This window comes from Clostridioides sp. ES-W-0018-02 (genome assembly GCF_020658175.1).
Lineage (GTDB): Bacteria > Bacillota > Clostridia > Peptostreptococcales > Peptostreptococcaceae > Clostridioides.
On the sequence record NZ_JACVVY010000002.1, the window covers coordinates 480,702 to 493,689 of the forward strand.

The window sequence follows — 12,988 nt, forward strand, 5'->3', positions numbered from 1 at the left end:
AATTTACATTTAACAGAAATAGAGTAATATTGTATGTTATAATTTAGAATGGAAATTTATATAGACAGTATTTATAATAAGCGTTAAAAGATATTTGTTATTATTATAGACTATATTGTTATATGAGCAAAATTAGAAAAATAAAAGGATATTAAAGTGACATGCTAGAATTATTATTCGGAAACTAAGTTTCAAGGATGAGTATGAAGCTTATAATTATTTTATAGTGTTGAAGCTTAAGAAAATGGTAATTCAATTTGGAAACAGGATTGATTATATAAAAAGTATAGTGATTAATTAGAAAAATAATGAATAATAATTAGTATATACTATGTTATTAAGCCTTATTAAAATCAAAAGAAAATTAAGTTATATTTTTAAAATATTCATTAAAATTAAAGTGTTGAAAATGAGGATATATTGAGTTTAATTTTATCTTTAAATTAAAGTGGGACAATGTTAAATAGTATCTTATCTAAGAGGAACTTAAAAAATTGATTGAGGTATTTATAAGCATGAAAAGAATTATAAGGAATTTATTAATATAAGTATTATAAAAGAGAATAATTTTTATACATCAATTAATATATAATTAAAAGAAGTGTAAAATGAAAATTTTATAGATAAATTTAACTATATGTTGTTTGATTCTAATATAGGAAGAAATAAAATATGTATAAAAATAGGAAGATATAATATAAACATATAATATATTATATGTAATGAGGATGTGAGTATGGTGAACAGACTAAAGCCAAAAATTTTAGGTATTAGTATCTTGTTTATTATTATAATTATTTTAACCTGTGGGGCTATTTTTAAGTTTAAGTTTAAATTGGATAATAAGTTGAAAGAGACCACGCATACATATTTGTCAGAGTTTACGGAGCATAACATAATTAATCTTAAGACAAAACTTAGTGGTCAATTTGACATGCTTGAATCTATTGCTAGTTTTATGGGAAATTTAGATAATATAAATAATGATATGATGATTAATTTAATGGAGTCTGGAGTAAAGCGAAGTTCTTTAATTAGAATGTCTGTTTCTACACTGGATGGAAAAAGTTATTCTAATGATGGAATTATTACTAATTTAAAAGATAGAGATTATTTTAAAAAAGCTAAAAATGGAGAAAAAAACATATCAGAATCTTTAAAATCCATTATTGATAAGAAAGAAATAATAGTTTTAGCTACTCCTATCTATAAAGATGGAAAAGTAGCAGGTGTTTTAAGTGGAGCTTATGATTCAACTAAATTAAATGAATTATTAGGCTTATCTGCATTTGATAAAAAAGCACACGTTTATATTGCCAAAAAAAATGGAGATGTAATTGCTCAAAATACAAACGAAAATAGTAAAATGTTATCATGTGTATTTAAACTTTTTAATAAGGATAATTGTGAGGAAGTAAATTGTTTAAAAGTTATAAAAGAAAATATTAAAAATGATAAATCTGGATATTCTAACTATAATTTAGATAATAAGAAATTTATGTTAAATTATCAACCACTTGGAATTAATGATTGGTATATTTTTTCTGTTGTACCAAGTGAAGTAGTATATATTCAGTCAGATAATATTTCGTATGATGTATACATATTTGCATTAGAAATATTATTAGTTATATTAATTTTTGTTGTATATATAGCTTATATTATAAATAACAATACTAAGACTATTATAAATGAAAAAGAAAAATTTAAGGCACTTACTGATAATATATTAGGAGGTGTTAAAAACTGCTTAAAAGATAAATATATGACTATGACTTATGTAAGTCAGGGGTTTTTGGAACTTACAGGTTATTCTGAAGAGGATTTAGATGTAGTTTTTAAAAATAAATTTAAAAATATGATTTATAAAGAAGATGTAGACAAGGTTAATAGTATCGTTTTAAATCAATTAAAAAGACAAGATAAAATTGAAGTTGAATATAGAATTGTAAAAAAAGATGGAAGTATAATTTGGGTTTTAGATAGAAGTAAATCTATAAAAGAGAGTAAAGGGAATGAATATATACAAGGAGTCTTAACTGATATAACAGAACTCAAGAAAATACAAGAAGAATTAGACTCAAAAAGGTTTGAAATAGAGACTATCAATGATAGCATTGTTGGTGGAATAGTGATAACTGAGATAAATGATGATTTTGATAGTATATATTTAAATGAAGGTTATTTAAATATGATTGGATACACACGTAAACAGTTAGAAGATGAATTAGATAATAAATTAATCAAGCTGATTTTCAGAGATGATAGAGCTGGAATGATTGATGATATAAATAAGCAACTTAAAGTAAATGATACATTTGCATGCGAACGAAGAGTTGAAAAACGAGATGGTAGTATTATATGGATTTTATTAAAAGGAAGAAAAATAGTTGATGAAAATGGAAACTCAGTACTATGTAGTGTAATTGTCGATATTACTTCTGCTAAATTATTAGAGCAAGAGCTTAAAAAGAGTGAAGAACGTCATGAGATTATTATAAAGCAGACACAAAATATTATAGTTGAATGGAATATAGAAAAAGACCAAATGAGTATTTCTCCTAATTGGTATAATAAATTTGGTTATGACCCTATAACTGAAAATGCAACGAAAAATATAATTAAATCAGTTGATATATATCATGATGATATAGATAAGTTTATTTTATTAACTAAGCTCACTTCATCAGGAAGTGAGTATGAGGAGTGTGAGATTAGACTTAGAGATACCACTTATGCATGGTTTAGTATAAAAGCAACGACACTGTTTGATGATAATGGGATACCTTATAAAGTTGTAGGTAGTTTAACTGATATTGATGAATCAAAACGAGAAGCTGAAAAATTAAAAGAGAGAGCGGAAAAAGACCCACTAACAGGTTTATATAATAAAAAAGCATCACAAGCACTTATAGAAGAATATATAACATTGGATAAAAACAGACAAGGTACTTTAATGATTATTGATATTGATGACTTTAAAGGTATAAATGATAATTTAGGTCATTTATATGGTGATGCTGTATTAAGTGAAATTGCAAGTGATTTAATAAATTTATTTAGAGCATCTGATATAGTAGGAAGAATTGGTGGAGATGAGTTCATTGTTTTTATGAAAGATATTTCTGAAACAAAAGATATTATGAACAAAGCAGAGGAATTGGTCAAAACGTTTGAGAGGTCTTTTGTAGGTAAAGGATATAATTATAAAATATCTTTGAGTGTAGGGATTGCTAGATTTCCAAAAGATGGAACAGATTACATGCAGTTATTTAGAAATGCGGACATAGCTCTTTATTCAGCTAAGGGTAAAGGAAAGAATCGTTATGCCTTGTATGATAAAAAAATTGATAAAGTACAATATATAGCAAATACAAGAAATACAGATGAAAATACCAATGTAGCAAGGTCTTTTAAGGAACATATTACAAATTATATATTTGATATATTGTATGAATCAAATAATATAGAAATGGCTGTAAATTTGATTCTTGATATTGTGGGTAAACATTTTAATGTGAGTCGTGTCTATATATTTGAAAACTCAGATGATAACCTCTACTGTAAAAATACATTTGAATGGTGTAATGAAGGAATAACAGCAGAAATTGATAATCTTAAGAATATTTACTATGGTCATTTAGGCAATTATCTTTTAAATTTTAATGCAGATGGATTATTTTATTGTAATGATGTTGATAATCTCAATAGCGATTTAAAAAATTTGCTTAAAGCACAAGGGATATGTTCAATATTACAATGTAAAATTTTAGAAGGTAATGAATTTAGAGGATTTGTAGGATTTGATGAATGTTCATATAATCGTATGTGGACCAGTGATGAAGTGGATACACTGACATTTATTTCCAAGACGCTTAGTGTGTTTTTATTAAAAATGCGTATCCAAAGTAAGCTAGAGGAATCTTTAGAAGTTCAAAAGTCTGTAATGGATAACATGGACATATGGGCTTATGTTGTTGACAGAAACACATATGAACTGTTATTTATCAATAAAAAGATGCTTGAGTCAGCCCCAGATACACATGTAGGTGATTTATGTTATAAAGTACTATGGAACAATCAGAATAAACAATGTAGAAAATGCCCTATGAGTTGTTTAAAAGATGGAACTGATACTTGTAAATCATTTATGCGTAACAAAAAGTTTGGTGTAAATGTAAATATAACGGCAACAGCTTTAAAATGGTTTGATGGTAAAGATGCATGTTTAATATTTGGTAGTGAAGTAAATAGTGTTGAGTCTGAAGCAAATATTTAAATGAGCTTCTTGTAAAGATTTCCTAACTAATTGAATAAAACGTTTAAACTACTGTATTATAGATTTACTTAAAATCACAATTTTGATTTATTGAACCTAAAACGTTCATATAAATTATTTAAGTTGTGGTTTTAAGTATTTTTTGTGTTATAATTAAGCGTTAAGAACAAAATTAAAAGATATTTTTAATTTTAAGAAAGTATTTGTTAAATATACATTGAGCAGGTGATGATATGGAAAATAGGTTTTTACCAATAAGTAAACAAGATATGATAGATAGAGGATGGGAAGAGCTAGACTTTGTGTTGGTTACAGGTGATGCATATGTAGACCATCATAGTTTTGGTACAGCAATAATATCTAGAGTTTTAGAAAATGCTGGATATAAGGTAGGTATAATAGCACAACCAAATTGGAAGACGACAGATGATTTTATGAAATTAGGAAAGCCTAGACTTGGATTTTTGGTTAATGCAGGGAATATGGATTCAATGGTGAATCACTATTCAGTGAGTAAGAAGCATAGAGATAAGGATATGTATTCTCCTGGTGGAAAAATGGGTTATAGACCAGATAGAGCCACAATAGTCTATTGTAATAAAATAAGAGAAGCATATAGCGATGTTGCAATAGTAATAGGAGGAATTGAAGCTAGTTTAAGAAGATTTGCCCATTATGATTATTGGAGTGATAAGGTTAGAAAGTCAATGTTGATAGATAGTGGAGCAGATTTATTAGTTTATGGAATGAGTGAAAAGCAGATTGTGGATGTAGCTAATGCACTTAATGATGGATATGACCCCAAATATATTAGACATATTGATGGGACATGTTATGTTGCAGATACACTAGAAGAAATATACGATAACTATATATTGATTCCATCATATAAAGAAATATGTGAAGATAAAATGAAATATGTAGAGGCTTTTAAAATTCAATATGATGAACAAGACCCATTTAGAGGAAACATAATTGTTCAACCTCATGGAAGTAAGTATTTAGTTCAAAATAAGCCAGAGAAACCTCTAAATAGAGAAGAATTGGATGAAGTTTATGGATTACCATATCAAAAAACATATCATCCTGTATATGAGAAATCTGGTGGTATACCAGCTATAGAAGAAGTGAAATTTAGCATAGTAAGTTCAAGAGGGTGTTTTGGTAGTTGTTCATTTTGTGCAATAACCTTTCATCAGGGAAGAGCTGTTCAAAGTAGAAGTGAGAAATCAATTATTGATGAAGCAGTAGGAATAACAAAATTAAATGATTTTAAAGGATATATACATGATGTTGGAGGTCCAACAGCTAATTTTAGAAGACCAGCATGTAACAAACAAATTACTAAAGGTGCATGTAAAAATAGACAATGTTTATCACCATCACCATGTAAAAACTTAGATGCAGACCATAGTGAGTATCTACATTTACTTAGAGCTGTAAGAAAATTACCTAACATAAAAAAAGTGTTTGTACGCTCTGGTATTAGGTATGATTATGTAATGGCAGATAAAAATAATAAGTTTCTTAGAGAGCTAATAGAACATCATGTAAGTGGTCAATTGAAGGTGGCTCCAGAACATATATCAGAAGAAGTTTTAGAATATATGCAAAAGCCAGCAGGAAAAACTTATGATAAGTTTAGACAGAAATTTTTTGCTATAAATGAAGAATTAGGTAAAAAACAATATTTGATACCATATTTAATGTCTAGTCATCCAGGGTCTACACTAAATAGTGCCATAGAGTTAGCTGAATATTTGAGGGATACTCATTATCAACCAGAGCAAGTTCAAGATTTTTATCCAACTCCTGGGACACTGTCAACTACAATGTTTTATACAGGAATAGACCCACTTACAATGAAGCCAGTTTATGTCCCAAAATCAAAACGAGACAAAGCAATGCAAAGAGCTTTATTACAGTATAGAGCACCTAGAAACTATGACTTGGTATATTCTGCACTAGTTGAAGCTGGAAGAGAGGATTTGATAGGTTTTGGACATAGATGTCTAATAAAACCAAAGGATGAGAAACCTTATTTTAATAGAAATAATTCTAATAAAAATAAGTCTAAGTCTTCTACTGAAAATAAAAAATATAATGCAAATAATAGAAACAATAAAAAACAACAAAAAAGTCCAAGTAAGAGAAAGAAAAAATATTAAAATAGAGTGTAGGTAAATAGTAAATAAAATTATTTAAATAAGAAGGATTATTCGATAAATTAACAGAAATTAATATAAATAAATATAATTATTTTATAAAAAGTTAGTTTCGGGAGGAAGAGATGAAAAAGTATATTTATATAATGTTATCAGCAGCATTAAGTGTAATTTTTTTAGTGGGGTGTTCACAAGGACAAAATGAAAAGCCAAAAGAAGAACCAGCAGTTGTTAAAGAAGTAAAGGTAGCTGTTCCAGATGGATTGCCAGCGGTAGCAGTAGCGAAATTAGCAAATGAAAATCCAGCAATTAAAGATGGATATGAAACAATTTATAGCATTGAGAAAACACCAGAGGCAATTTCTACTAGAGTAATGAAAAAAGATGTAGATATAGCTATAGTTCCATCAAATATGGCTGCAATAGCATATAATAAAACTTCAAGTTATAATATAGTTGGTACTGTAGGTATGGGGTCTCTTTATTTAGTATCAACAGATGATATAAAGGATTATTCTGATTTAATTGGGAAAGAAGTTGGATGTACAGGGAAAGGTCTTACTCCAGATATAACAATAAGAAGTCTTTTATCACAAAAGGATATAAATCCAGCAGATATAAATTTTAATTATGTAAACTCTGCAAGTGAATTAGTACCATTATTGGCTACAGGAAAAATTACAACAGGGATTGTTCCAGAACCTGCACTTAGTGCTTTAATGTCCAAAAATCCAAATATAAAAATTATAAAAAGTTTAAATGATTCATGGAAAGAAGTAAGTGGTTCAAAGGATGGATATCCTCAATCTACATTAATTATCAAATCTGATTTTTTAAGAGATAATAAAGAATTTGTAGATTCTTTCTTAGGACAATTATCAAATAGTGTAGATTGGGCAAATAAAAATCCTGAGGAATTAGGTAAATATTCTGAGGAGATAGAAATATCTACTGAACCTAAAATAATAGGCAAAGCTCTTGAAAGAGCTAATTTAAAGTATATTCCAGTTAAAGATATGATTAATGATTACAAAAACTACTATGAAAAATTAGCTAATTTTGATGATAAGACAGTAGGAGGCAAAGTGCCAGATGAAGCAATATACTTTGTTGAAAAATAAGAAAATTAAAGAACAATTTATAGACAAATTAGAGGTAACACTTTCTTGTGTTATCCTCTTATTTTTGTGGCAAATTATTGCTTTAAAAATTAACAATGATATATTCTTGCCAACTATAAATCAAGTCTCTAGTAGTATCAAAGAAATAGCATTGAATTCTAATTTCTATATAGACATACTTTACTCAATAGGTAGATGTTTTTTTAGTTTTTTATTTGCTTTGATTTTTGCTATCATATTGTCTATAGTAGCATACTTAAGCAGGATTTTTAGAAATTTATTAAAGCCAATTAATGCTCTAGCACGTTCAATACCAACGATGATATTAGTAATACTTGCACTAATTTGGTTTAAAAAAGATACTACACCTTTTATAGTTGGGTTTACTATAGTTTTTCCAATCTTATACGAGAGTGTTTTAGGAGCAATATTGAATATTGATAAAAATTTATTAGAAATGGCAAGCGTGTATAAGATAAGGTTTATAGATAAGGTGTTGAAAATCTATTTACCAGCTATAAAATTTCAAATTATATCTATATTAGTATCGACATTTTCATTAAGCTTAAAAGTCGCTATAGCAGGAGAGGTATATAGTCAACCTACATATGGTATTGGGACTATGATACAAACTGAAAAAATTAATTTTAATACATCTGGGATATTTGCATGGATAATTATAATAGTTTTAATATCAGTCATTTTACAAGTAGCTCAAAAATTTTTGTCAAGGAGAGCTTTTTTATGGAAAAGATAAGGTTAAGTATTGAGAATATAAATAAAAAATATGATAATCATATTATATTTAAAAATTTTAATATTGATTTTTATATAGATAATGTTAACTGTATACTTGGGAAATCTGGATGTGGAAAAACTACTCTCTTAAATATAATAAGTGGTATTATAGAAAATGATACTTGTAATTTAAATATTAAAGAAAGTTCAAATAAAATTGGGAGTAAGCTAGATGTAAGTTACATATTTCAAGAAGATAGGCTAATAGATTGGCTAACTGTAGAAGAAAATATAAAGATAGTTGTAAATAAATACTACAGTAAAACTCAATTAGATAAAATTTGTGATGAATATTTAGATTTGGTTGGAATTATTAAATATAAAATTTTTTATCCTCAGATGCTTAGTGGAGGGCTTAGGCAAAGAGTCAATATTGCTAGAGCATTTATCTATCCATCAAAGACTATTATAATGGATGAACCTTTTAAATCTATTGATGCAAAGAATAAACAAATAATAATGGATAATTTTAAAGACATACTTAAAAAAGAAAAAAGAACTGTTTTATTTGTAACTCATGATATTGAAGAAGCATTATTTTTAGCAGATAATATCTTTATTTTAGGAGATTCTCCTATGAGAATAAAAAAAGAACTAAAAAATTCTAGTGAATTGGAAAAAAATGAAGTTTTGAAGTTAATATAGAGTTATAATAATATTGTTGTTTTAAAATATAATTATTTTAACTATAATACTCTATTAAAATAGTACAGAATATTCGAAAATATGGATAATGTTCGTATTTTATAAAAAGGAAGTGAATGTATGATTAAAGTAAAAACTAATGCTATGAGAATTTTAGATTCAAACAAAATTGATTATAAGGTACTATCTTATGAAGTCAAAAGTGAACATGTAGATGGTGTAGAGGTAGCACATGATATAGGAAGAGATGTAAATGAAGTATATAAGACTCTAGTAACTCAAGGAGTTAGTAATAGTATTTATGTATATGTAATACCAGTACATGAAAATTTAGACTTAAAAAAAGCTGCAAAAGTAGCTAAAGAAAAAAGTGTGGATATGATTCATGTAAAAGATATAAATAAGCTTACAGGATATATTAGAGGTGGTTGTTCTCCTGTAGGGATGAAGAAGCTTTATAAGACTTTTGTAAATGAAAGTGCAAAACAATTAGATACAATTATAGTAAGTGCTGGAAAAATAGGATACCAAATAGAATTATCACCACTTGATTTACAGAAACTTATAAAAGTAGAGTTTACAGATGTAATAAAAAAATAGATATTTCAGATAAAAAATTGATGACAAAAAATTATATGATTAATAAAATAAATAATGACTTAAAAATAAACATTTAACTACTATTATGTAATTGATATAAAAATATTGAGAAATTTTAAAAATGATGGTAAAGTGTAAATATGATTACGAATATTTTTTATAAAGTAATGGAGGGATGTTCGCTTGAGGAAGATAAAATCTGAACAAATTGTTGAACAAGTAAAAAAACTTTGCATAGAAGCTAGTTTATACTTAGGAGATGATGTCTTAAGCTGTATAAAAGAGAAAGCTAAAACTGAAAAAAGTGAAGTGGGAAAAAACATATTAAATATATTAGTTGAAAATGCTGAAATAGCAAAGGAAAAAAATATACCAATATGCCAAGATACTGGTATGGCTGTATTTTTTGTTGAAATAGGACAAGAGGTTTTAGTTGAAGGAGATACAATTACTGATGCTATAAATGAGGGCGTAAGACAAGGGTACGAGGAAGGATATTTGAGAAAATCTGTTGTAAGTCCAATTAGTAGAATAAATACAAAGGATAATACTCCTGCCATTATTCATTATGAAATGGTAAAAGGCGATGAAATTAAAATAGAGTTTGCTGCTAAGGGATTTGGAAGCGAAAATATGAGTAAAATGAAGATGTTAAAGCCATCAGATGGATTAGAAGGAATTAAAAAATTTATTATTGATACAGTTTCAGAAGCTGGACCTAATCCATGCCCTCCTATGGTAATTGGAGTTGGTATAGGTGGAACTGTAGATAAATGTGCTCAAATAGCTAAAAAAGCACTTTTTAGAGAACTAGGCGAATTTAATGAAGATGAAAATATTGCAAAATTAGAAAGTGAATTATTAGCCTCTATTAATAAATTGGGGATAGGACCTCAGGGGTTAGGAGGAACTACAACAGCTTTAGGTTTAAATATAGAGACTTTTCCTACACATATAGCAGGTCTTCCTGTTGTTGTAAATATAAACTGCCATGCATCAAGACATAAAAAGGTAGTAATTTAGGAGGAAAAATAAAATGATAAAGATAACTACACCTGTAAGTGAGATTGATATAGCTAAGTTAAATTGTGGAGATACAATTAGTCTAAGTGGTATACTTTATACAGCAAGAGATGCAGCTCATAAAAGATTGATAGATTGTATAAATAAAGGTGAAGAGTTACCATTCGATGTAAATGGTCAAGGTATATACTATGTAGGTCCTACTCCAACAAAACCAGGAGAAGTTATAGGAGCAGCAGGTCCAACGACGAGTTATAGAATGGATGATTTGACGATACCTCTTTTAGAGAGAGGTCTTAGATTGATGATAGGTAAAGGAAAAAGAAGTGAAGAAGTTATACAAGGTATGGAGAAGTATGGAGCAGTTTACCTTGCAGCAATAGGAGGAGCTGGTGCATACATTTCAAATTCTATAAAATCATGTGAAATTATTGCATATGAAGACTTAGGACCTGAAGCTATAAGAAAGATTGTAGTAGAAGACCTTAAACTTACAGTAGCTATAGATAGTTATGGAAATAATATCTATGAACAAGGAAGAGCAATTTATGAATGTAAATAAATTTTGAAAATTTATATAAATACTAAATATACAAAACAATTTAATTGTAAACATTTTAAGGAGGAAGATTGATGTCTAAGGATTATGCAAAATTGGCATTAGAAATGCATGAAATTAATAAAGGGAAAATAAATGTAGAAAGTAAGGTAGAAGTTAAAACTAAGGATGATTTATCAACAGCATATACGCCAGGTGTTGCAGAGCCTTGTCTAAAAATACATGAAAATCAAGAGGATGTTTATAGATATACTTCTAAAGGTAATTTAGTAGCAGTAGTTAGTGATGGAAGTGCTGTACTTGGATTAGGCAATATTGGTGCTGAAGCAGCTATACCTGTTATGGAAGGTAAATCTATATTATTTAAGCAATTTGGAGATGTAGATGCCTTTCCAATATGTTTAAAGACTAATGATGTAGATGAAATAGTTAAGTCTGTGGAATTAATGGAACCAGTATTTGGAGGAATAAATTTAGAGGATATATCTTCTCCAAGATGTTTTGAAATAGAGGATAGATTAAAAAAATCTTTGAGTATACCTGTTTTTCATGATGACCAACACGGTACTGCAATAGTAGTGGCAGCAGCAATAATAAATGCAATAAAGTTAATTGAAAACAAAAAAATAGAAGATTTAGAAATAGTTATAAATGGAGCAGGTGCTGCAGGTATAGCAATAGCAAAAATATTACTTAAAATGAATGTTAAAAATATAGTATTATGTAACAGAAGTGGTGCACTGGAAGCCAACATGGAAAGATTAAATTTGGTTCAAAAAGAAATGTTAGATGTAACTAATATAAGAAATGAAAAAGGTTCTTTGAAAGATGTTATAAAAGGTAAAGATGTATTCATAGGTGTTTCAGGTCCAAAAACTGTAACAAAAGAAATGGTTGAAAGTATGTCTGAAAAACCAATAATATTAGCAATGGCAAATCCTACTCCAGAAATAATGCCAGAGGAAGCAAAACTAGGTGGAGCGTTTATAATGGGAACTGGTCGTTCAGATTTCCCTAATCAAGTTAATAATGTTTTAGCATTTCCAGGAATATTTAGAGGGGCACTTGATGTGAAAGCTAAAGAAATAAATGAAGAAATGAAAATAGCAGCTGCATATGCAATTGCTAATACAATAACTGATGAAGAAATATGTCCAGAATATATATTACCAGATGTATTTAACAAAAATGTAGTAAAAAATGTTGCTGAAGCAGTTAAAGAAGCAGCAATAAAGACTAAAGTAAATAGAATATAATTTTTATTTAAGAATCCAAAACTTAAGTGAGTAAATAAAATATAGACTAATAGAATTTATATATTAATATATAATTTTATTAGTCTTTTTATTGTTAATATGACATAATCATGTCATATTAATATTGCTATAATTTAAATATGGTCAAGAGCCAAAGAAAAATATACAAGGAGTGATTATATATGGAAGAAACTAGATTTTGTCAATGTTGTGGCATGCCAATGGGATGTACTAATGAATTGTATGGAACAAATAAAGATGGAAGTAAAAGTGATGATTACTGTAGTTATTGTTTTAAAGATGGTGAATTTACTGCTGATATAAGTATGGAAGAGATGATAGAAATCTGTATACCTCCTATGGTTCAAAGTAATAAAGGTATGACTGAAGATGAAGCAAGAAGTATGATGAATAATTTCTTTCCAAAATTAAAACGCTGGAAATAAGCTTATACAAAATCAATAACTCATATAAACTTCATGAAAACTTAATACTATAAACACATTAACTCTATATACTAATATTATTATATTTTATTAAAT

10 protein-coding genes are annotated in these 12,988 nt (G+C 27.7%); all 10 read left to right on the forward strand.

Annotation, left to right across the window (positions count from 1 at the left end; genetic code table 11):
• Nucleotides 1-736: 736 nt before the first annotated feature.
• The 10 genes from IC219_RS08595 to IC219_RS08640 all read left to right on the forward strand — a co-directional run bounded on the left by IC219_RS08595 (nucleotide 737) and on the right by IC219_RS08640 (nucleotide 12,892).
• Nucleotides 737-4,279, forward strand: a complete 3,543-nt coding sequence (locus IC219_RS08595) for a diguanylate cyclase domain-containing protein (RefSeq protein WP_227482940.1) — start codon at nucleotides 737-739, stop codon at nucleotides 4,277-4,279.
• Nucleotides 4,280-4,512: 233 nt separating this feature from the next.
• Nucleotides 4,513-6,447 carry a YgiQ family radical SAM protein gene (locus tag IC219_RS08600; protein WP_227831593.1) on the forward strand — a complete coding sequence of 645 codons (1,935 nt, stop codon included), beginning with the start codon at nucleotides 4,513-4,515 and terminating at the stop codon, nucleotides 6,445-6,447.
• A gap of 122 nt (nucleotides 6,448-6,569) precedes the next feature.
• Complete coding sequence (locus IC219_RS08605) at nucleotides 6,570-7,565, forward strand: ABC transporter substrate-binding protein (protein WP_227436690.1); 996 nt, start codon at nucleotides 6,570-6,572, stop codon at nucleotides 7,563-7,565.
• Nucleotides 7,537-8,322 carry an ABC transporter permease gene (locus IC219_RS08610; protein WP_227436688.1) on the forward strand — a complete coding sequence of 262 codons (786 nt, stop codon included), beginning with the start codon at nucleotides 7,537-7,539 and terminating at the stop codon, nucleotides 8,320-8,322. Before IC219_RS08605 ends, IC219_RS08610 begins: the two co-directional genes overlap by 29 nt.
• On the forward strand, nucleotides 8,310-9,008 hold the full coding sequence (locus IC219_RS08615) for an ABC transporter ATP-binding protein (RefSeq protein WP_227482938.1): 699 nt from the start codon (nucleotides 8,310-8,312) through the stop codon (nucleotides 9,006-9,008). The genes IC219_RS08610 and IC219_RS08615 overlap by 13 nt, the downstream gene beginning before the upstream one ends.
• 120 nt (nucleotides 9,009-9,128) lie before the next feature.
• A complete protein-coding gene (ybaK, locus tag IC219_RS08620; RefSeq protein ID WP_227482937.1) occupies nucleotides 9,129-9,608 on the forward strand; it encodes a Cys-tRNA(Pro) deacylase in 480 nt (159 codons plus the stop codon).
• A gap of 183 nt (nucleotides 9,609-9,791) precedes the next feature.
• A complete protein-coding gene (locus IC219_RS08625; RefSeq protein WP_227482936.1) occupies nucleotides 9,792-10,631 on the forward strand; it encodes a fumarate hydratase in 840 nt (279 codons plus the stop codon).
• Nucleotides 10,632-10,644: 13 nt separating this feature from the next.
• Nucleotides 10,645-11,193: a Fe-S-containing hydro-lyase gene (locus IC219_RS08630; RefSeq protein ID WP_227436679.1), complete on the forward strand. Its 549-nt coding sequence runs from the start codon at nucleotides 10,645-10,647 to the stop codon at nucleotides 11,191-11,193.
• 71 nt (nucleotides 11,194-11,264) lie between these two features.
• Nucleotides 11,265-12,446, forward strand: coding sequence for an NADP-dependent malic enzyme (locus IC219_RS08635; RefSeq protein ID WP_227436677.1), 1,182 nt, complete (start codon nucleotides 11,265-11,267; stop codon nucleotides 12,444-12,446).
• 182 nt (nucleotides 12,447-12,628) lie between these two features.
• Nucleotides 12,629-12,892, forward strand: coding sequence for a zinc ribbon domain-containing protein (locus IC219_RS08640; protein ID WP_227436676.1), 264 nt, complete (start codon nucleotides 12,629-12,631; stop codon nucleotides 12,890-12,892).
• The last annotated feature ends 96 nt before the right edge of the window (nucleotides 12,893-12,988 follow it).